Origin of the sequence: Devosia sp. 1566 (assembly GCF_004005995.1) — a bacterium.
Taxonomy (GTDB): domain Bacteria; phylum Pseudomonadota; class Alphaproteobacteria; order Rhizobiales; family Devosiaceae; genus Devosia.
In genome coordinates this window covers 4,148,523-4,168,745 of the sequence record NZ_CP034767.1, presented here as the reverse complement: position 1 = coordinate 4,168,745, position 20,223 = coordinate 4,148,523, and the positions used below count along the sequence as shown (strand labels likewise).

At 64.3% G+C, this 20,223-nt stretch carries 21 protein-coding genes; 10 read left to right on the top strand and 11 right to left on the bottom strand.

Going from position 1 to position 20,223, the window contains the following annotated elements:
• Positions 1–654 precede the first annotated feature (654 nt).
• Both rpsT and mutM read right to left on the bottom strand, forming a co-directional pair.
• On the bottom strand, positions 655–921 hold the full coding sequence (rpsT, locus tag ELX51_RS19840) for a 30S ribosomal protein S20 (RefSeq protein ID WP_127755115.1): 267 nt from the start codon (positions 919–921) through the stop codon (positions 655–657).
• Positions 922–1,071: 150 nt separating this feature from the next.
• The gene (gene mutM, locus ELX51_RS19835) at positions 1,072–1,959 is read right to left on the bottom strand and encodes a bifunctional DNA-formamidopyrimidine glycosylase/DNA-(apurinic or apyrimidinic site) lyase (protein ID WP_127755114.1); all 888 of its coding nucleotides are present in this window, start codon (positions 1,957–1,959) and stop codon (positions 1,072–1,074) included.
• A gap of 106 nt (positions 1,960–2,065) precedes the next feature.
• On the opposite strand from mutM, the gene ubiE reads away from it, so the two are divergent.
• The 4 genes from ubiE to moeB are packed head-to-tail and all read left to right on the top strand — an operon-like array spanning position 2,066 to position 5,577.
• Complete coding sequence (ubiE, locus tag ELX51_RS19830) at positions 2,066–2,830, top strand: bifunctional demethylmenaquinone methyltransferase/2-methoxy-6-polyprenyl-1,4-benzoquinol methylase UbiE (RefSeq protein WP_127755113.1); 765 nt, start codon at positions 2,066–2,068, stop codon at positions 2,828–2,830.
• A 3-nt stretch (positions 2,831–2,833) separates the two neighbouring features.
• Positions 2,834–4,369 carry a 2-polyprenylphenol 6-hydroxylase gene (gene ubiB / locus ELX51_RS19825; RefSeq protein WP_127755112.1) on the top strand — a complete coding sequence of 512 codons (1,536 nt, stop codon included), beginning with the start codon at positions 2,834–2,836 and terminating at the stop codon, positions 4,367–4,369.
• Positions 4,370–4,834 (top strand): dUTP diphosphatase, encoded by a 465-nt coding sequence (gene dut, locus ELX51_RS19820; protein ID WP_127755111.1) that lies wholly within the window; start codon positions 4,370–4,372, stop codon positions 4,832–4,834. It begins immediately after the preceding gene.
• Between the two features lie 14 nt (positions 4,835–4,848).
• Positions 4,849–5,577, top strand: a complete 729-nt coding sequence (gene moeB / locus ELX51_RS19815) for a molybdopterin-synthase adenylyltransferase MoeB (protein WP_127755110.1) — start codon at positions 4,849–4,851, stop codon at positions 5,575–5,577.
• A 5-nt stretch (positions 5,578–5,582) separates the two neighbouring features.
• Here the strand turns inward: moeB and fabB are convergent, their stop codons facing one another.
• Together fabB and fabA are read right to left on the bottom strand one after the other, a co-directional pair.
• The gene (fabB, locus tag ELX51_RS19810; protein WP_127755109.1) at positions 5,583–6,806 is read right to left on the bottom strand and encodes a beta-ketoacyl-ACP synthase I; all 1,224 of its coding nucleotides are present in this window, start codon (positions 6,804–6,806) and stop codon (positions 5,583–5,585) included.
• A 66-nt stretch (positions 6,807–6,872) separates the two neighbouring features.
• Positions 6,873–7,403, bottom strand: coding sequence for a 3-hydroxyacyl-[acyl-carrier-protein] dehydratase FabA (gene fabA / locus ELX51_RS19805; RefSeq protein WP_127755108.1), 531 nt, complete (start codon positions 7,401–7,403; stop codon positions 6,873–6,875).
• 164 nt (positions 7,404–7,567) lie between these two features.
• Between fabA and irrA the strand changes: the two genes are divergently transcribed.
• The 4 genes from irrA to ELX51_RS19785 all read left to right on the top strand — a co-directional run bounded on the left by irrA (position 7,568) and on the right by ELX51_RS19785 (position 10,597).
• On the top strand, positions 7,568–8,014 hold the full coding sequence (irrA, locus tag ELX51_RS19800) for an iron response transcriptional regulator IrrA (RefSeq protein WP_127755107.1): 447 nt from the start codon (positions 7,568–7,570) through the stop codon (positions 8,012–8,014).
• A 102-nt stretch (positions 8,015–8,116) separates the two neighbouring features.
• Positions 8,117–8,998, top strand: coding sequence for an arylamine N-acetyltransferase (locus ELX51_RS19795; protein WP_127755106.1), 882 nt, complete (start codon positions 8,117–8,119; stop codon positions 8,996–8,998).
• Positions 8,998–9,606 carry a YdeI/OmpD-associated family protein gene (locus tag ELX51_RS19790; protein ID WP_127755105.1) on the top strand — a complete coding sequence of 203 codons (609 nt, stop codon included), beginning with the start codon at positions 8,998–9,000 and terminating at the stop codon, positions 9,604–9,606. The genes ELX51_RS19795 and ELX51_RS19790 overlap by 1 nt, the downstream gene beginning before the upstream one ends.
• Before the next feature lie 97 nt (positions 9,607–9,703).
• Positions 9,704–10,597, top strand: a complete 894-nt coding sequence (locus ELX51_RS19785) for a ribokinase (protein ID WP_127755104.1) — start codon at positions 9,704–9,706, stop codon at positions 10,595–10,597.
• A 61-nt stretch (positions 10,598–10,658) separates the two neighbouring features.
• Here the strand turns inward: ELX51_RS19785 and infC are convergent, their stop codons facing one another.
• On the bottom strand, positions 10,659–11,195 hold the full coding sequence (gene infC, locus ELX51_RS19780) for a translation initiation factor IF-3 (protein WP_172124743.1): 537 nt from the start codon (positions 11,193–11,195) through the stop codon (positions 10,659–10,661).
• A gap of 176 nt (positions 11,196–11,371) precedes the next feature.
• Here infC and ELX51_RS19775 point away from each other — a divergent pair, with 176 nt between their 5' ends.
• The gene (locus ELX51_RS19775; protein WP_127755102.1) at positions 11,372–12,151 is read left to right on the top strand and encodes an alpha/beta fold hydrolase; all 780 of its coding nucleotides are present in this window, start codon (positions 11,372–11,374) and stop codon (positions 12,149–12,151) included.
• Here the strand turns inward: ELX51_RS19775 and ELX51_RS19770 are convergent.
• The 4 genes from ELX51_RS19770 to ELX51_RS19755 are packed head-to-tail and all read right to left on the bottom strand — an operon-like array spanning position 12,148 to position 15,549.
• Positions 12,148–12,801 (bottom strand): GNAT family protein, encoded by a 654-nt coding sequence (locus ELX51_RS19770; RefSeq protein WP_127755101.1) that lies wholly within the window; start codon positions 12,799–12,801, stop codon positions 12,148–12,150. The two genes, ELX51_RS19775 and ELX51_RS19770, sit on opposite strands and share 4 nt — an antisense overlap.
• Positions 12,798–13,670, bottom strand: coding sequence for an NAD-dependent epimerase/dehydratase family protein (locus ELX51_RS19765; protein WP_127755100.1), 873 nt, complete (start codon positions 13,668–13,670; stop codon positions 12,798–12,800). Before ELX51_RS19765 ends, ELX51_RS19770 begins: the two co-directional genes overlap by 4 nt.
• The gene (queG, locus tag ELX51_RS19760; protein WP_127755099.1) at positions 13,667–14,866 is read right to left on the bottom strand and encodes a tRNA epoxyqueuosine(34) reductase QueG; all 1,200 of its coding nucleotides are present in this window, start codon (positions 14,864–14,866) and stop codon (positions 13,667–13,669) included. The genes ELX51_RS19765 and queG overlap by 4 nt, the downstream gene beginning before the upstream one ends.
• 5 nt (positions 14,867–14,871) lie before the next feature.
• On the bottom strand, positions 14,872–15,549 hold the full coding sequence (locus ELX51_RS19755; RefSeq protein WP_127755098.1) for a glutathione S-transferase family protein: 678 nt from the start codon (positions 15,547–15,549) through the stop codon (positions 14,872–14,874).
• 144 nt (positions 15,550–15,693) lie between these two features.
• Here ELX51_RS19755 and ELX51_RS19750 point away from each other — a divergent pair, with 144 nt between their 5' ends.
• Positions 15,694–16,503, top strand: a complete 810-nt coding sequence (locus ELX51_RS19750; RefSeq protein ID WP_127755097.1) for an undecaprenyl-diphosphate phosphatase — start codon at positions 15,694–15,696, stop codon at positions 16,501–16,503.
• A gap of 13 nt (positions 16,504–16,516) precedes the next feature.
• Here the strand turns inward: ELX51_RS19750 and ELX51_RS19745 are convergent, their stop codons facing one another.
• Positions 16,517–17,143, bottom strand: coding sequence for an outer membrane lipoprotein carrier protein LolA (locus ELX51_RS19745; RefSeq protein WP_127755096.1), 627 nt, complete (start codon positions 17,141–17,143; stop codon positions 16,517–16,519).
• Between the two features lie 101 nt (positions 17,144–17,244).
• Entirely contained in the window at positions 17,245–19,983 is a 2,739-nt protein-coding gene (locus tag ELX51_RS19740) for a DNA translocase FtsK (protein WP_127755095.1), read from the bottom strand.
• Positions 19,984–20,223 lie beyond the last annotated feature (240 nt).

Below are 20,223 nucleotides of genomic sequence, written 5' to 3'. Positions count from 1 at the left end.
CAAGCCACCATTGGCTATTTACGTTCTTGTCGCTGAACCCAACCGGAGTCGGTTAGTGGGCTTTTGTTCTTGATGCAGGTCCGGACCGGACCGGATGAACCAATTTCACCGCTGCCATCGTCACCGCACTTCGCCTCGCCATTGCTGCCAAAGCGACCCAATCCATAAGCCTATTCGACCCGTCAACTCGGTTCGGATGGCGCTTTTCGCGTCCCGTCCTGAGCTGACGAGAGGCATTCTAGAGTGTGGGTTTTGGGCTCGCAACACGTGAATTTTTCAAAATGGGGGTTGACTCGCCCGCCCTCCGTTAACCTCCAGCAAGGGCTCTGCAACCCCCTCGCTCAAGGCTCTGTGACTCCACGATGAATCGCGTAGCAAGCGTTTTATGAAGGCGAAAAAAATATTTCGACCGGCCGGCAAATTCATCGGTATCCGGGAAATTGGAAGCTGCGGCCGACAATGCAGAATCAAAGCAAGCCTTTGATTATACCGCGCTTTTTGTCGCAGCGCTTTGTCACACCCTTTGGCGTGCCGCATTCACGCAGCTGACACAATCTGCCGACAAAGGCAAAAAAGCACCCCGCGATCGGGCAATAAAAAAGGGCCCCTTGCGGGGCCCGTTCAATGCTTGGCTCGTTTCTGCAAAGGCAGGGATCAGACGCTCAAAGCCTTAACGCGGTTGTTGAGGCGAGACACCTTGCGAGCAGCCAGATTGGCATGGACGATGCCCTTGGTGGCAGCCCGGTTGATCTCGGGCTCAGCGGCACGGAGCGCCTGCATGGCAGTGGCGTGATCGCCGGCAACAATGGCTTCCTCAACCTTGCGGATGAAGGTGCGAACGCGCGAGCGGCGCGACTTGTTGACCGCGGTGCGGGCTTCAATCTTGCGGGTAGCCTTTTTGGCTGAAGGCGTATTGGCCATAACGGTCCTCTTGCGGTCCATCCGGACGAGATGCGCAAAATGCGCAGCAGGGTACGGGGCGAAATGAAAGCGGCGGCACAGGAGCCGCCAGGTCGTGGGCTCTATAGGGGATAGGCCGGCAGGCGTCAACTGGATTCACCCGCGCTCCGCTCAGGGCTGCCCCTGGCAAACCGGACAAAAGAAGGTGGACCGGCCGGACTGCACGATGCGCTCAATCGTACCCGTACAGCCCGGGGTGGGGCAAGGCTGCCCTTCCCGGTCATAAACGGCAAAGCGGTGCTGGAAATAACCCGAGCCGCCCTCGGCATTGCGGAAGTCGCGCAAGGTCGAGCCGCCCACCTCGATGGCCTCGATCAGCACCTGGCGGGTGGCGGACACCAGCGCTTCGAGCGCAGGCTTGGGCGCCCCCTCTTCCGTCAGCAGCGATCCCGCTAGCGCCGTGGGGTGGATATGGGCGCGATGCAGCGCTTCGGCCACATAGATATTGCCCAGCCCCGCCACCACGCGCTGATCCAGCAGCGCCGCCTTGATCGGGCTCTTCTTGCCCTTGAGCGCCGCGCTCAGGCTCTCCACATTGAAGCCGTTGCCCAGTGGCTCGGGACCAAGGCCCTGCAGATAAGGGCTCGTCGTGATGTCATCATAGAGATCCACAAAGCCGAAGCGGCGCGGATCGGCATAGATCAGGTGCGAGCGGCCATGAACGGGATGCGAGATCTCCCAAACCATATGGTCGTGCTTGGGTACGGGCCCGAGCTCATAATAGCGCGGCGGCTTGTCGATGGGGTGCTCGGCAAAGCGATACGCCCCCGTCATCCCGAGATGGCTCAACAGCGTTGCGCCACTCGAGAGCTCCATCAGCAGGTATTTGGCCCGCCGCCCGACATGGCGCACGCTCTGGCCTTCCAGCTTTTCCTTCAAACCCGGCGGAAAGGGAAAGCGCAGGTTTTCGCGGTGCAACGTCACCTTCTCGATGTGCGCGCCTTCGAGCCATGGCGCCAGGCCCCGGCGCACCGTTTCGACCTCGGGCAGTTCTGGCATCCTTGGCTCCTGGCGCTTGTGCTGCTTTGCGCCATGGCAAAGCGAGGCGGGCTTCGCTATGGTGCGGCGCAAACCTAGGCCCCTTAGCGTTCAAGAGTTCCATGCCATGACCGACACGCGCGAGACCACCCATTTCGGCGAGCAAACTGTGGCGCTCGAAGACAAGCAGGGCATGGTCAATGCCGTGTTCCACGGCGTCGCCGATCGTTATGACCTGATGAACGACCTGATGAGCGGGGGCGTGCACCGCATCTGGAAGGATGCGATGGTGACCGAGCTGAGCCCGCCTAAATCGGGCACAAGGCCTTATCGCGTGCTCGATATGGCCGGGGGCACCGGCGACATTGCCGAGCGCATCATCAATCGCTCGGTCGGCTACGCCGAAGTCGTCGTGTCCGACATCAATTCGGACATGCTGCGCGTGGGCGCCCAGCGGGCGCGCGAATGGCGCTATCCCGACCAGGTGAGCTTTGTCGAGGCCAATGCCGAGTCCCTGCCCTTCCCCGACAACAGCTTTGACGTCTATACGATCGCCTTTGGCATCCGCAACGTGCCGCGCATCCCCCTCGCGCTCGCCGAAGCGCACCGGGTGCTCAAGCGCGGCGGGCGCATTCTCGTGCTCGAATTTTCCCAGGTGGATGTGCCCGGGCTCGATGCGCTCTACCGCCAGTTCTCCGACCGGGTGATCCCGCCTATGGGACGGCTCGTCACCGGCGACGCCCAGCCTTATCAGTATCTGGTGGAATCGATCCGCAAATTCCCCTCCCCGCCCGCCTTTTCGGCCATGTTGACGGAGGCGGGCTTCAAGCGGGTCAAGCATACCGCCATGACCGGCAATATCGCGGCGCTGTTTAGCGGCTGGAAGCTCTAGCCCATGTGGTTGTCGCCCTATTTTCGCCTGGCGCAAGCCGGCTTTGTGCTGGCGCGCGAAGGCGCCCTGTCGATCATTCCCAAGGAAAGCCTGCCGCCGGCGCTGCGCGCCCCCATCGCGCTGGGGCGCCTCGTGGAGCGCCCCGAAGTGCGGCGCACCGGCCATGTGGAGCGGCTCAACCGTGCCCTGCGGCTCCTCGGCCCAACCTATGTGAAATTCGGCCAGACGCTGGCCACCCGCCCGGACGTCGTGGGTCCCGAGGTTGCCGCCGACCTGCAGGGCCTGCAGGACCGGATGGAGCCGTTCGACCCCAAGCTCGTCCCCGATATTCTGTCCCAGGCGCTCGGCCCCAAGGCCGAGCAGTTGCGCGACATCTCGGCGCCGGTCGCTGCCGCCTCCATTGCCCAGGTGCACAAGGCGCGGCTCGTGCCCACCGGCGCCCTCCCGACCACCGTTGCCGTCAAGATCCTGCGTCCCGGCATCGTGCAAAGCTTTGCCGCCGATATCGAGAGCTTTTATGCCGGCGCGCGCCTCTTTGAACGGCTGGCGCGCAAGCTGCGGCGCCTGCGTCCGCTCCAGGTGGTGGAAACGCTCGACCGCTCGGCCCGGCTCGAACTCGATCTGCGCCTGGAAGCGGCCGCCATTTCGGAGATGGCCGAGAACATCAAGAATGACACGGGCTTTGTGATCCCCACCGTCAGTTGGGATCACACCGCGCAAAATGTGCTGACGACGACCTGGGTCGAGGGCATTCCCGTTCGCGACCTCGCCGCGCTTGATGCGGCGGGGATCGATCGCAAGGTTCTGGCCGCCAATATCCTGCAGAGCTTTTTGAAGCATGCCATCCGTGACGGCTTCTTCCACGCCGACATGCATCCGGGCAATCTCTTTGCCGCCCCGGGCAGCAATGACGTGATCGCCGTCGATTTCGGCATCATGGGCCGGATCGGGCGCTCCGAGCGCCGGTTCCTGGCCGATATTCTTTACGGCTTCATCACCCGCGATTATCGCCTCGTGGCCGAGCGGCATTTCGAGATCGGCTATGTGCCCGCCAACCAGTCGGTGGACGATTTCGCCCTCGCCATCCGCTCCATTGGCGAGCCGCTGCATGGCCGCACCGCCGCCGATATCTCCATGGCGCGGGTGCTGGGGCAGCTTTTTGCCGTCACGGACCTCTTTTCCATGCAGACCCAGCCGCAACTGGTGCTGCTGCAAAAATCCATGGTGCTGGTGGAAGGCGTCGCCCGCGCCCTCGATCCCGATCTCGATATCTGGTCGCTGGCCGAACCAGTCGTCGGCGACTGGCTGCGCCGGGAAGCCGGGCCCATGGGCCGGATCGATGATCTCAAGCGCGGCTTTGAGGTCTTTACCGATGCGAGCAAGCGCGTGCCCACCATTCTGGCGGAAGCCGAACTGGTGCTGGCGCAAACCCGGCTCGAGCAACAGGCCCGGCTGCGCGATGCCGGCAGTCGCCTGCCCCTCGCCCTTGGTGCGGGGGCGCTGTTACTGCTTGGCATCCTCATCGGCGCGGTGCTCTAGATGGCCGCTGTAACCATCCCTCTCCGCTGGCTGCCCCATGGCGAGGGCCTCCCCCTTCCCGCCGCCCAAACCAGCGGCGCCGCCGGCATGGACCTGCAAGCCGCCATCGCCGAAGGTGAAGTTCTCGTGCTCGCGCCCGGCCAGCGGGCGCTGGTGCCCTGCGGCTTTGCCATGGCGCTCCCCGCCGGCTTTGAAGCGCAGGTGCGGCCCCGCTCGGGCCTGGCGCTCCGACACGGGGTCTCCGTCCTCAACGCGCCGGGCACGATCGACTGCGATTATCGCGGCGAGATCTGCGCCCTCCTCATCAATCTGGGGCAGGAGCCCTTCGAGATCCGCCGCGGCGAACGCATTGCCCAGCTCCTCGTGGCGCCCGTCACCCCGGCACAGTTCGGCGTGCAGAGCGTTCTTGATGACACCGATCGTGGCGCCAATGGGTTTGGCTCCACCGGCACCAGCGTGCCATAAACCGGGGGTGCCGCTTGCCCGCTGATCCCCGCCTACTCTCATCCGAAGAAACCCGCCGCTATGGCCGTCACCTCGTGCTTAAGGGCATGGGCGGGGCCGGCCAGCAGGCGCTCAAGCGCGCCCGGGTGCTGGTGGTGGGTGCGGGCGGGCTGGGCAGCCCCGTCATCGCCTATCTCGCCGGCGCCGGCATTGGCACGCTCGGCATTGCCGATCACGACACGGTGTCGCTGTCCAATTTGCACCGGCAGGTGATCCATACCGGCGCCGGTGTGGGCATCAACAAGGCCCAGAGCGCCGCCGCTTTTGCCGAAGCGCTCAACCCGCATGTGCAATTGGTGCCCCATGAGGCGGCCGTCACTGCGGACAATGCCGAAGCGCTCCTGGCGCAATACGACCTGGTGCTGGATGGCACTGACAATCTCGCCACGCGCCGCATCACCGCCGCAGCCGCCGCCAAGCTTGGCCTGCCGCTGGTTTCGGGTGCTGTCTCGATGTTTGCTGGCCAGGTGACGGTGTTTGCCCCAGGCGGCCCAGGCTTTGCGGCGCTTTATCCCGCCGCCGCCGATGATGCCGATCTGCCCTCCTGCGAGGCCACGGGCATTATCGGCCCGCTCACCGGGGTGATCGGCACGCTGATGGCGATGGAAGCGGTCAAGCTCATCACCGGCATCGGCACCCCCCTCGTCGGGCGGGTGCTGGTTTATGATGGCAAGGACGCCCGGTTTTCCGAGTTCGCCCTCTAACAACCTCAGGCGTCGGGGTGCTTAAAGACGAGCGCCGCATTGGTGCCGCCAAAGCCAAAGCTGTTGGACAGCACCACGCCCAGATCCACATTGTCGCGCCGTTCGCGCAAAATGGGCATGTCCTCGAAGGCCGGGTCGAGATTGTCAATATTGGCGCTCTGGGCAATGAAGCGGTTCTTCATCATCAGGATCGAATAGATCGCCTCATGCACGCCCGTGGCGCCCTGTGAATGGCCGGTCAGCGACTTGGTCGCAGCGATCGGCGGGCACTTGTCCTCGTTGCCGAACACGGCGCGCAGGGCCTCGATCTCCTTGAGATCGCCTACCGGCGTCGAAGTGGCATGGGGATTGATGTAGTCGACCTTTTGCTTCACGTCGCGCAGCGCCAGGCGCATGCAGCGCTCGGCGCCTTCGCCGGAAGGAGCCACCATATCGACGCCGTCGGACGTGGCGCCATAGCCGATCAGCTCGGCATGGATGGTGGCGCCGCGGGCAATGGCGTGCTCACGCTCCTCGAGCACCAGAACGCCCGCGCCGCCCGAGATCACGAAGCCGTCGCGGTCGCGGTCATAGCAGCGCGAAGCGCGTTCCGGCGTCGCGTTATAGCTCGAGGACATGGCGCCCATGGCGTCGAACAGGTTCGACAGCGTCCAGTCGAGATCCTCGTGTCCACCGGCAAACATGATGTTTTGCTGACCCAGCATGATCTGCTGGGCGGCATTGCCGATGCAGTGCTTGGAGGTCGCGCAGGCCGCGGTGATGGAATAATTGATGCCCTTGATGCCAAAGGCGGTCGCCAGGGTTGCCGAAGCGGTCGAACCCATCGCCTTGGGCACGGCCAGCGGCCCGATGCGCTTGGGCCCTTTTTCGCGGGTGATGTCGGCGGCCTCGACGATGGTGCGGGTGGAGCTGCCGCCCGAGCCCATCACAATCCCGGTCATCTCGTTGGAAATATCGGCGGCGTCCAGCCCGGCATCGGCGATGGCCTGCTGCATGGCCAGATAGTTCCAGGCGGCGCCGCGTCCCATGAAGCGCGTGGTGCGCCGATCAAGCTCGGCAAAGGGATCCAGCATCGGATCGCCCTTGACCTGGCTGCGGAAGTTCAGATCGGCATAATCCTGGGCAAAGGAAATGCCGGGCCGGGCGGTACGCAGGCTTTCGGTCACATCGGCAACCGAATTGCCGATGGAAGAAATAATGCCCATGCCGGTCACGACGACGCGTTTCATCTGTTTCCGCTCCTAGGTGTGGGTGCCCGTTGAACCGGACCCCTCGGCTTGTTGGGTAAAAGGGGCTCAGGCGACCTTTTGTTCGCCCATTTGGCTGTCGGTGAACAGGCCTACCCGCAGGTCCTTGGCCTCATAGATCACCTTGCCGTCAGCCTTGACCCAGCCATCGGCAATGCCCAGCGTCAGTCGCCCGCGCATCACGCGCTTGAGGTCGATGGCATATTCCACCAGCTTGACGTCATTGGTGACCTGGCCGGTGAACTTGATTTCCCCGCCCAGCGCACGGCCGCGACCGGGCTGGCCGATCCAGCTGAGGAAAAACCCGGTCATCTGCCAGATGGCATCGAGCCCCAGGCAACCCGGCATCACCGGATCGCCGACGAAATGGCACTGGAAGAACCACAGGCTTGGATCGACATCGAGTTCGGCCCGCACCTGGCCCTTGCCGAAGGCGCCGCCGGTGTCATCGATATGGGTGATGCGATGGAACATCAGCATGGGCGGAGCGGGCAGGCGCGCATCGCCTTGCCCGGGCAATTCACCCCGGCCATGAGCCAGGAGTTCTTCGTATCCAAAAGCGTGCTGGCGCTCGGCCATGGCCTGGCTCCTTATGTTTAAATCGTCTCGTATAGGCGCGCAGGGGGAGGGTCAAGGGATCGGGGGCATCCGTTAGCCCTCCCAGGCGCTCTAGCTTGTCCTAAACGCCCGCCAAAGCTATAAGGTCCGGACTATTGATCCCGATCTTGCGTTTCAAGGACCCCATGTCAGAGCGATCCCAGACCCTCCGACCTGTTCCTTCCCGTAAACCGTGTCTCACGGCCGTGCTGCGCATGGCGGGATTGCGCCCGACCAGGCAGCGCGTGGCCCTGGCCGAACTGTTGTTTGGCGGCCCGCATCGCCATGTCAGTGCCGAGCAGCTGCACGGCGAAGCCAGCTTGGCACGGGTCAATGTGTCGCTGGCAACAATCTACAATACCCTCCACCAGTTCCACCAGGCGGGCTTGCTGCGCGAAGTGGCGGTGGATGCATCGCGCTCCTATTTCGATACCGATACCTCCGACCACCACCATTTCTATGTCGAGGACGAGCAGCGCATGATCGACATTCCGGCCTCTTCGGTGGAGTTCCGGACCCTGCCTGAAGCTCCCCATGGCATGCAGGTGAGCCATGTGGATGTGGTGATCCGGGTGCGCAAGCAGGCCCAGTAAAGGGCCAGAAAACTGCAGCTTTGGCGTGCGCTCCACCTCGGAGTGCAGGCCTGGTGCGGGGCTCCGGTCAGCCCCTCCGGGTGCTTGGCGGGTGACAAAAGCGTGACCCACCGGCATATTGCGCCGCAATGGAAACAGCAAAACGGGTGGCTGATGCGGCCAAAGGTCAATCTGAATGCCTATTTCGAGCGAATCGGCTTTGCCGGCTCCATCGCTCCAACTCTTGGCACGCTCGACCAGCTGGTGCAGCTGCATCCAGCCAGCATTCCCTTTGAAAATCTCGATCCCCTGCTGGGCGAACCGGTGCTGCTCGATCAGGCGAGCCTTGAGCGCAAGCTCCTGGCTGACAATCGCGGCGGCAACGCCTTTGAGCACAACAGCCTGTTGCTGAGCATGCTGGGCGAACTCGACTACACCGCCCGCCCGCTGCTGGCCTCGGTGCTCTGGCCCAGCCCGCAGACCGAAATCGATCCGGATCTGCATCTGATCGTGCTGGTCGAGCTTGCCGGGCAGACCTATCTCGCCGATGCCGGCTTTGGCGCCATGACCCCCACCGCGCCGCTCAAGCTGCGCGCCGATGTGGAGCAGACCACTCCCCATGGCGATTACCGCCTCCTGGGCGGGGATCCGCGCTGGGAGCTGCAGGCCAAGCTCGGCGAGGGCTGGGTGCCGCTCTATAGCTTTGACGCCAACGCCGAAGGCGATATCGCAGCGTCCAACCAGTATGTCTGGAGCGATCCCGCCTCCTCGCAGCGCCGTACGCTGACCGCGGCCCTCTCCCCCAAGGGCAGCCGGATCGTGCTTACTGGCAACCAGCTAAGCCTGCCCGGTCCCGAAGGCGAGCCCGAGCAGCGGACCCTCACCGACGAGGCCGAACTGCGCGAAGCCCTGATGGCCAATTTCGGCATCACCTTGCCCGAAAGCGAGTTGCTCGACGCCAAGCTCCTCGCGATCCTTGCCGGCGCCAATCCGCTCACCACCTGATGGCCCCGGTGGTGCCCCGCCCCGACCGGATCCGCGCCTTTCCCAACGCGGCCGCCTGGGAAGCGTGGCTCGCCGAACACCACGGGAGCGAGCCCGAATTGTGGCTGCGCATTTTCAAGAAGGGCAATGGCACCCCCACGGTTACCTATGCCGAGGCGCTCGACGTCGCCTTGTGCTGGGGCTGGATTGACGGCATCCGCAAATCCTGGGACGAGGCCTCGTTTCTGCAGCGCTTCACGCCCCGGCAGCCCCGCAGCATCTGGAGCCAGGTCAATCGCGATCATGTCTCGAGACTGATTGCCCAGGGGCGCATGACCGAGCACGGCCTGCGCCAGGTCGAGGCTGCCAAGGCCGATGGCCGTTGGGACGCCGCCTATGCGTCCCCCAGCAAGATGGACATACCGGCCGACTTGATGGCGGCGATTGCCGCCGATCCTGCCGCTCTCGCGACCTTTGAAGGGCTGAGCAAGACCAACCGCTTTGCCCTGGCGTTTCGCCTCGCCAATTTGCGCACCCCTGCCGGTCGCGCTCGCAAGATCGCCGAGTTCGTCGCCATGCTGGCCCGCGGTGAGGCCATTTACCCCCAGACCAGGGACACGCCCAAATGAGTGTGCCGGGCATGGACAAGCTCGGGCGCATGCTGGACAAGGCAAGTCTTGCCACCACGCGCAACTGGAACACCCTATTGAAGGCGGCCTGCCACCCATGATCACCATTTTCGGCTCCACCAATCTCGACCAGATCGGCACTGTCACCCGCTTGCCCAGCCCAGGCGAAACGGTGGCCGGCGGCACGTTTTCGGTTTCCCCCGGGGGCAAGGGGGCCAATCAGGCTCTGGCTGCCCGCCGCGCCGGGGCGGAAGTGCGCCATGTATCGGCCGTAGGCAACGACGTCTTCGCCCAGGCAGCGCTCGAGCTGCTCAAGGCCGATGGGGTTGATCTCAACGAGGTCAAGATTGCCGCCGAGCCCACCGGCATCGCCATGATCCTGGTGGACGCCCAGGGCGAAAACGTCATTGCCGTCCTGCCCGGCGCCAATGGCACTTTGAGCCCCGCCGATGCCGATGCGGCTCTATCGGACCTGGAGCCCGGCTCGGTCATGCTGCTGCAGCAGGAGATCCCGCAGGACGCCACGCAACGCGCGCTGGAGCTGGCCAAGGAACGCGGCGCTATCTCGATCCTCAACACCGCGCCTTTCCTGCCCAGCACTGCGGCGATCGCGACGCAGGCGAGCATCCTCGTCGCCAATGAAAGCGAGTTTGCGCTGCTCTGCGGTGAAAGCCATGCCGACATCATGGTGGCAATGCAGGATTGGGCCATCCAGCACAACCAGACCGTGATCGTGACCCTCGGCGGCGATGGCGCGCGGGCCGCGACCCCGGAAGGCGTCATCAGCGTGCCTGCGCTACCGATCACCCCCGTCGACACGGTTGGCGCAGGCGATACGTTCTGCGGCTATCTCGCTGCCGGGCTCGATGCTGGGCTATCGCTTGAGGCGGCAGTGCGGCGTGCAACGGCGGCGGCGAGCCTGGCTTGCCTCAAGCCCGGAGCGCAGCCGGCCATCCCCCGCGCCGATGAGCTTGAGCCCTACGGGCAGTAGGGTCCACAAGCAAAAAGGCAGGCCACTGGCCTGCCTTTGAATAGCTTTGAAGCGCCAGCGCTTACTTGGGCGCCAGCACCATCACCATCTGGCGGCCTTCCGAGCGCGGCTGCGACTCAACCTTGGCCAGGGCTTCCATCTGGTCCTTGACCTTGATGAGCAGTTGCATGCCGATTTCCTGGTGCGCCATTTCGCGGCCACGGAAACGCATTGTCACCTTGACCCGGTCACCCTCGTCGAGGAAGCGCTGCACGGCCTTCATCTTGGTCTCGTAGTCGTGCGTATCGATATTGGGACGCAGCTGGACTTCCTTGACCTCGATCACCTTCTGCTTCTTGCGCGCTTCGGCCGCCTTTTTCTGGGCAGCATATTTGAAGCGGCCGAGATCGAGCATCTTGGCGACCGGCGGCTGGGCGTTAGGCGAGATCAGCACCAGATCAAGGCCTGCTTCCTGGGCTTCAGTCAGCGCCTCGCGCGTTCGGACAATGCCGCGGTTCTCACCTTCGGCATCGATCAACTGAACATCAGGGCTGGTGATATCCTCATTGGAGAGCGGCCCATCTTTCTGGGGCGTAACGGGTCTCATGGGACGGCGAATGGCGGGCGTTCCTTGTGTAGTTAAACAAAGTGGTGAAAACAGGCGTAAAATCGTGGTAGCGGCACCGGAAGTCAACTGCACAAGCAGGGATTTCTTGCCTGCTGGGCGTTCGGGGCCACACTAAAGCGCTCTTGAGCCGCTTTGCGTTCCCAACTGGATAATGATTGGTGCATTTCATGGTTGAGCCATCCTTGCTTTCCGTTGGCACAGGCGACGCCGCCCGGCCCATTGCCGTGGCCCGGCGGGAGGGTGCAACGCCCGGCATTTTCTGGCTCGGCGGTTTTCGCTCGGACATGAATGGCAGCAAGGCGCTGGCGCTTGATGCCCTGGGCGCCGAACAGGGTCTTGCCGTCACCCGCTTCGATTATTCCGGCCATGGCGCTTCGGGGGGCGATTTCAATGAGGGCACGATCAGCCGCTGGCTCGAGGAAGCCCAGTCGGTGTTTGCCACCACGACCGGGCCGCAGATCATCGTCGGCTCCTCCATGGGCGGCTGGCTCGCCCTCCTGTTGGTACGCGCCATGCTCGCGCAAGGCGATCATCGGGTCGCCGGTCTGGTGTTGATCGCCCCGGCCGTGGACATGACGCAGGACCTCATGCTGGCGCAGTTCACCCCAGCCGAGCACGACGCCCTGAGCAACCAAGGCTATGTCGAGCAGCCCTCCGATTATTCACCCGAGCCCTATCGCCTGACCCACGGCCTCATCGAGGACGGGGAACAACACCTGCTGTTTGGCGCCGTCATCGAAACCGGCTGCCCGGTGCATATCCTCCAGGGCGGGCAGGATACCGACGTGCCCCAGGCCCATGCGATCAAGCTCGTCACCCACCTGCTGCATGACCCCGTCACCCTGACGCTGATCCCCGATGGCGACCATCGCCTCAGCCGGCCCGAGGATCTGGAGCGGCTGCGCGCGGCGGTGCTGGCGCTGGTCAAGGATGCAAAAGCGAGCTAGCGGCGGGCGTTCAGCTGAGTTTTCTGCCTGCCGTCGGGGGCGAAATTGTCCGGGCTCAGCCACCGCTCGAACTCGGCGCGCAGCACGGGCCATTCGCTATCGATGATCGAGAACCAGGCGGTGTCGCGACTTTCGCCCTTGACGATGCGGTCCTGGCGGAACAACCCCTCATAGGTAAAGCCAAAGCGCTGCGCCGCCGCCTTGGACGGCTCGTTGCGATTATTGCACTTCCACTCAAAGCGCCGGTAACCCAAATCGTCAAAGGCGTGGCGGGAAAACAGATACAGCGCCTCGGTCGCCAGCGGCGTGCGCGCCATGTCCGGGCCCCAATAAACGCCACCAATCTCGATCGAGGCGTGCTCGGGGAAGATGCGCATCCAGGCCTGCCGTCCGAGGGCGCGACCCGTGCGCTGGTCCACCACGGCGACAAAGCGATCGGCTCCGGCATTGACCGCAGCGATCCAGCTTTCGAGCTCCCCGACGCTTCGCGGCGGATATTCCCCAAGCCAGCGATAGCGCTCGTCCATATCCGACCCTTGCGATGCCGCGAGGAGATCGGGGGCATGGCGGCTCTCCAACGGCTCGAGCCGCACCAGTCGGCCTTCCAGCACGCGCCGCTCGGGCGCCGATTTGGCTCCTGCCACGCTCATTTGCCTTCCCCCGCCAAGATACCGGCCAGCCCTTCGCGATAGGTCGGATACAAGAGCTCGATCCCGAGCGCGTCCTTGATGGCGCGGTTGGCAACGCGCTTGTTGTCGGCATAAAACGAGCGCTGCATCGGCGTCAGCTCCGCATCGGCATAGGCAATCTCGGGCGGTGGCGCGACCCCCAGCAACTGGGCGGCATGGGTCACGAGGTCCTGCGGCGGCGCCGGCTCGTCATCGCTCAGATTAAAGGTGCCCGCCAGCCGCTGCTGCGCCGCCAGCGCCGTGACCCGGCCGATGTCCTCGACGTGAATGCGGTTGAACACCTGCTCGGGCTTGACCAGCCGCCGGGCCGTGCCGTCGCGCAGCTTGTCAAAGGTCGAGCGCCCCGGCCCATAGATACCGGCCAGCCGCAAAATCGCCAGCCCCACCCCGCGCTCCTCGGCATAATCGCGCCAGGCGGCTTCGGCCGCGACCCGCCGGTCCGAGCGCTCGTTGCGCGGCACCAGCGGCACGGTTTCATCGATCCAAGCGCCGCCGAAATCGCCGTAAACGCCGACGGTGGAATAATAGCACAGCCATTGCAAATCGGGCGCGGTATCGAGATCGGCCCGGTGCTGGCTGAGCGCCGGATCGCCCCCGGCATCGGGCGCGATGGACAACACGACATGGGTGGCCGCGTGCAGATCCGCGCGCAGCGCTTCGCTCGGCGCATCGCCGGTAAACAGATGGGCGGCAATGCCGTTGTCGCGCAGCCGCGCCGCCTTTTCGGGTGACCGCACCGTGCCGGCAATGCTGGCCGTCGGATCAAGGGCCCGCACCTGCTCGACGGCCGCCAGGGACGAAAAGCCGAGGCCGAAAAAGAAGAATTTCATTGCAGCACTGCCGTCCATTCCTCGCGCACCTGCGCGTCGGTTTCATCAGGCGCATATTGCGCGCGATAAGCGGCGCCGTCATCATCAGCCGCCAGGCGCCGCGTCGCCCACACCGCCGCGCCGCGCACCAGCGGCTCGGGATCGGCCAGGCGGGCCGCCGCCAGTGGCAGCAGGGCGGCATCGCCGCTGTTGCCCACGGCAATCAGCACATTGCGCTGGAAGCGGGCATGGCCGATCCGCTTGATTGGGGAGCCGGCAAAGAGCGCGCGGAACCCTGCATCATCGAGCTGCACCAGATCGGCCAGGGCCGGGCGGTCCAGCTCCTCGCGCGCCTGCAGCCGCGCTTCCTGGCTTTGCTTGGCAAATTTGTTCCAGGGGCAGACCGCAAGGCAATCATCGCAGCCATAGATGCGGTTGCCCATTGGGACACGAAATTCGAGCGGAATGGGCCCCTTGTGCTCGATATTGAGGTAAGCCAGGCACCGCCGGGCATCGAGGCGATAGGGCGCGGGAAAGGCATTGGTCGGGCACACATCAAGGCAGCGCGTGCACGAGCCGCAGCTTGAGCGATGCGGCTGGTCGACCGGAAGCTCGGCCGAGGTGAAGATCGCCCCCAAGAACTGCCAGCCGCCCCAGTCGCGGCTGACCAAAACGCTGTGCTTGCCCTGCCAGCCCAGGCCCGCCGCTTCCGCCAGCGGCTTTTCCATCACCGGCGCGGTGTCGACGAACACCTTGACATCGGCGCCCGCGCGCCGCGCCAGCAGCCCTGCGAGCTCCTTGAGCTTGCCCTTGATGATCTCGTGGTAATCGCGGTTGCGCGCATAAACCGAAATGGCGCCATGGGAGGGATGTCCCAGCGCTTCGAGCGGATCGCTTTCCGGGCCATAATTGAAGCCGAGGAGAATGATCGAGCGCGCCTCGGGCCACAGCCCCTGGGGGCTCGCGCGCCGTTCGGGCGTTTCGGCCATCCAGTCCATATCGCCATGCCAGCCCGCTTCGAGCGCCGCCTCGAGCTTGGCCGGCAGATCCGGGCGCGCATCGGCGCGGGTGATGCCAAAACTCGAAAACCCCAGCGCCCTCGCGCGCTCGCGCAGCTCCGTCACGAGCTTTTCGGGTCCGATTGCAGCACCGGCGCTCGCCTTCCCCTCAGCGGGGGTCGGCAAACCCTCCGGACGATGGGGAAGGTGCAGTTGCATGGGCGTTAAAAGTCCAGATCGGCATAGCCGGCATGGGGCGGCATCGCCACCACGCGGTCATTGAGCAGGGTGCGGAAGGCCGGGCGCGACTTGATGCGCGAATACCAGTCGCGCGTTTCACCCGCCTTGTTCCAGTCCATGTCACCGAGGTAATCGAGGGTAGAGAAATGCGCCGCCAGCGCAAAATCGGCCAGGGTCATGCTGTCGCCACCCAGCCAGGAGCGCGTCGCCAGCAGCCAGTTGAAATAGAGCATATGCTCGGTCAAATTCGCCTTGGCCACCCGCAGCACCGATGGGTCGGGGGTGGCGCCGCGCTGGTCGCGCTTGACGATCTTTTCCTCGAGAATATAGCGCGTCACTTCCTCGTTGAGCTTGGTCAGGATCCATTCCAAGAGCCGCCACATCTCCGCGCGCGGCCCCGGATCGGCCGGCACGAGGCCCGAGACCACATTGGGCGACCACAGATCCTCGACCATGTGGATGGCCGCAAGAATGCCGACAATGGGCGTGTCGCTGTCGTCGAGCAGGATGGGCAGGGTCGCGGCAGGGTTGATCTCGAGCAGCGTGGGTTCGCGCAGCCACGGCTTGATCTCCTCCATGTCGAGCGGCACGCCGTATTCGGCGCACATCAGGCGAATGATACGGGAGGAAGGATCAAGGGGGTGGTGCAGCAGACTTGGCATGCGGGATGCTCTTGTTAAGTTCAGGCTGGTGTTCAGATCAGGCTGGTGTTGGGGCCGGTTGCTCGCCCGCCTTGGCGCTCGGAGCGAAGCAGTTTAAGACCCCCGGCGCTGCCACGCGGCTAGCTAGTGGAGTTAGGGGATCAGATGAACGCCGATCAAGGTCTTTTTGTGCCGCTGGTCCTTGGAATACTCGAAGGGCTTACCGAATTCCTGCCAGTTAGCTCCACCGGGCACCTGCTCCTGGCCGGCCACTTCTTCGGTTTGACCCAGCCCGCGACCTTTATCGTGCTGATCCAGCTGGGGGCGATCCTGGCTGTCATCACGGTTTATTTCGCCAAATTGGGCCTGCTGATCCGCGATGCGCTGACCGGCAAGCCCTATGCCTGGCACTTTGCTGTAACCGTTATCCTCGCCTGTTTGCCTGCCGTGGTCGCCGGCGTCTTGCTGCGCGATTTCATCCAGGGGGATTTGTGGGACTCGGCGCAGCTGATCTGCTGGACCCTCTTGATCGGCGGGATCGTTCTCCTCATCGTCGACCGGCTGCCGCTCCAGCCCAAATATGACGATATCTACCAGTTCCCCTGGCATCTGGCGGTAATTGTCGGCCTGTTCCAGATGCTCAGCCTTGTGCCCGGCATTTCGCGCTCGGGCTCGACCGTGGTGGGGGGCATGCTGTTTGGCGCCAGCAAGCGCGCGGCGGCGGAATTCACCTTCTTTATCGCCCTTCCCATCATGGTGGGCGCCTTTGGCTACGACCTTTACAAGAGCCGCGACCTGATCGACGCCTCCATCGCGCTCAATGTTGCAATCGGCTTTGCCGCCGCGTTCGTCGTGGGAGCGCTCGTCGTGCGCTACCTGCTGACTTTCGTCAGCCGCTATGGCTTTGCGCCCTTTGCCTGGTGGCGCATCCTGGTGGGCGGCGCGGGGCTCATTGCGCTTTTGGTCATGCGCTAGGCCCCGCCCGAAGTTATTTCGGCTGCTGGGCCGAATAGGTCGATGGAATGGAGAAATAGGCGCGCGGGATCTCGACGTTCTTTTCCACGTCATAGAGCGAAAAGGTCAGCTCCGCCCCGCTGGGCTCGACCAGGCTCCATTGGCTCAGATCCAGCGTCGAGGTGTCAAAGATCAGCGAGACCTGCACCGTGCCCGCCACGGTCTCGTCGATCACGGTGATCGACATATAGCCGTCCGAGGTGGTCACATCGACCACATTGGCATTGAGCAGGTCGATCTTGTCGCCCAAAAACTGGCGCAGCGGGATCGTGTCCTGGGGATAGGCGTAATAGGTCTCTTCCTTGCGGTTGAGCACGTAAAAGCCCCGCCCCACCGAAACGATCTCTTCGCGGCTGGGGGGATTATAGCGGAAGCGCACCTTGTCGGGGCGCTCAAGGAAGAACGTGCCTTCGCTGCGCCCGCCATTGGTGTCGATCTGCAGGAACCGGCCCGCCATGGAGCGGATTGCCGAATTATGGGCGCCGATATCGGCGATCAACTGCTGCTCTTCGGCCGAAAGGGCCCGGTCCAGCGCCAAGCTGGGCAGCGTGGTGGCGAGAACGGCCGAAAGGCCAAGCAGCAGAGCGTCGCGGCGTAACATGGAGGAGTTCCCTGGGGCTTTGGTGTTCGAGATCAGCCTAGACAGCAATTGCGGCAGGAGCGGGAAGGTTCCCCGCGTCCTGCCGCTGCCTGACCAAAGCCTTAATAGCCGTCAGCGTTGTTGCCGACGAGGATTTCGCGCTTGCCGGCATGGTTGGCCTGCGAGATCACCCCTTCGCGCTCCATGCGCTCAATCAGGGTCGCCGCCTTGTTGTAGCCGATGGCAAGGCGCCGCTGCACATAGGAGGTCGAGGCCTTCTTGTCGGTGAGCACGATCTGGACGGCCTTGTCATAAAGCTCGTCGCCCGAGCCGCCGCTGTCATCGGCACCGCCGAAATCAGCGGCCGAGCCACCATCCTCGTCTTCATCGGCGGTGATGGAGTCGAGATAATCGGGCGCACCCTGCGCCTTGAGGTGCTTGACCACTGCCTCGACTTCGGAGTCCGCCACAAAGGGGCCGTGCAGGCGCTTGGTGCGGCCACCGGAGGCCATGTAAAGCATGTCGCCATTGCCCAGCAGTTGCTCGGCGCCCTGCTCGCCCAGAATGGTACGGGAGTCGATTTTCGACGTCACCATGAACGAGATACGGGTGGGGAAGTTGGCCTTGATCGTGCCGGTGATCACGTCCACCGACGGGCGCTGGGTGGCGGTGATGATGTGGATGCCGGCCGCGCGCGCCATTTGCGCCAGGCGCTGGATGGCGCCTTCGATGTCCTTGCCCGCCACCATCATCAGGTCAGCCATTTCGTCGACGATGACGACGATATAGGGCAAGGGCTCGAGATCGAACTCTTCGCTCTCAAAGATCGCTTCGCCCGTCTCGCGGTCAAACCCGGTCTGCACGGTGCGGGTGATCACTTCGCCACGCGCCTTGGATTCGGTGACGCGCTGGTTGAAGCCATCGATATTGCGCACGCCGATCTTGCTCATCTTGCGATAGCGATCTTCCATCTCGCGCACCGCCCATTTGAGCGCCACCACGGCCTTGTTGGGGTCGGTGACCACGGGGGTCAGCAGATGAGGAATGCCGTCATAGATGCTCAATTCGAGCATCTTGGGATCGATCATGATCATGCGGCACTGCTCGGGCGTCATCTGGTAGAGCAGCGACAGGATGAAGGTGTTGATACCCACCGATTTACCCGAACCGGTGGTGCCGGCGATCAGCAGGTGGGGCATGCGCGCGAGATCGGCGATCACAGGCTCGCCGCCAATGGTTTTGCCCAGGCAAATGGGCAGCTTGCCCTTCATCTTCTCGAAGTCGGACGAGGCCAGCATTTCGCGGAAATACACGGTTTCGCGCATCTGGTTGGGCAGCTCGATGCCGATGGCATTACGGCCGGGCACCACCGCCACACGGGCGGAGATCGCCGACATGGAGCGCGCAATATCATCGGCCAGCGAGATCACGCGGCTCGACTTGATACCGGGCGCCGGCTCGAGCTCGAACAAGGTGACGACCGGGCCCGGACGCACATTGATGATGTCGCCCTTGACGCCGAAGTCTTCCAGCACGCCTTCGAGCTGGCGCGCCATTTCCTCGAGCCGCTCGGGGGCATGCTCGGGCGAAGGGCCCTTGTGCTTGGGTTCGGCCAGAAGGCTCAGCGGCGGCAGCTCAAACGCGCCGGGCTCGTCGAGGAACGAGGGCTGGGCCTCGCGCGCGACACGGGTGCCCTGCACCGGGGCAGGCGCTGGCGCCGCGACGCGGGGTGCCGCGGGATTGACCGGATGGAAGCGGGAATCGCCCTGCTGGCGGTGATTGACCACGGCGGGGGCCGGGGGCTCGGGCACAAAGGGGATGTCGTCGTCTTCGGCATCATCGGGATAATCGAGCTCGGTTTCGTCATAGCTCGGGCGGGCATTGATGCGCGCGGACACCGGCGCTTCAGGCGCAAAGCTGGGCTCAGGCATGGTGCGCGAATGAATGCGGCGCGGCTCGGCCACCACTGCAGGCTCGAGGCGCTCCAACTGGGGCGCGCCACGACCATCCAGGCTGGGCTCGAATTCGTCATCGCGATAGGGCGCGTTGTCGGCAGCGCGTTTTTCGGCGTGATTGGCGCGGGCGCGGCGGAAGGCGGTACGCAGGGAGTAGCCCAGATGCACCATGGCGCCGAGCGCCACGTCCACCAGCGGATTGGTTTCGCGTTCCTCGTCGGCGTCACGCGCGTCGCGTGGCTCGGGCTCGGCCCGGCCAGCGGCCTTGGCCGGCTTGCCCGGGGCCGTTGAACGGGCGGTACCCAACCCCATGCCGATCCAAAAAAGGGCAATCGCGGGAGCCGCGAGAATGACGGCAAACAGCGCGGCCGTCAGCGGCTGCGGCTGGGCGCCCCCGACCAGGGTCGCGAGCACGGTAAAGCCGGTGCCGACAATGCCGCCAAGCCCGGTCGGCAGCGGCCAGGTGGCGGGCATAGGCACAAAGGCCAGCACGCCGGCCACAAGAATGGTTGCCCCGATCCAGCTCGTGGCTCGGAGGCCAAAGCGGGTGGGCAGGCGGCGGCGCGACATGGCCCAGAACCACAGGGCCGGCGGCACCAGCAGCACGGGCCCGGCCAGGCCCAGCATCTGAAACAGCGTATCGGCAATCACCGCACCGGGAAAACCCAGCCAATTGGCGGCGGGCTTGGTCGTGGCATAGGTGAAGCTTGGGTCATCCACCGACCAGGAGGCCATGGCGACCAGGCACACCGCTACCAAAACCAGGCCCAGCAATCCCACAAGGCGCACCGGGATGCGAATGGCAATGGCGCTCACGGCAGCAGGCGCTGGCTTGGCTGCGGCCCGGGTGCCGCGTTGTGGCACCGAGCGAATCTCGTCGAGCATTGGCGTGGGGTGTGATGGCATGGGGCACTATGGTTTAGGTGGCGCCCGGGAGAATCCAGGCCGCATGCCGCCGATGCTAGAGCCGTGTGGTTAATCGCAGGCTAACCATCCCCACCACGGCAAGAAAAAGGGCCCGTTGCAGGCAACGGGCCCAGGCAGAGTGCCGCCAACAGCGGGGGGAAGGCGGCACTAGGGAGGATTGATCGAGGAGTGCGGCCCATGCGGTTTGCGAGTGGGAAGCCTCTGGGCGGGCCAAGAGGA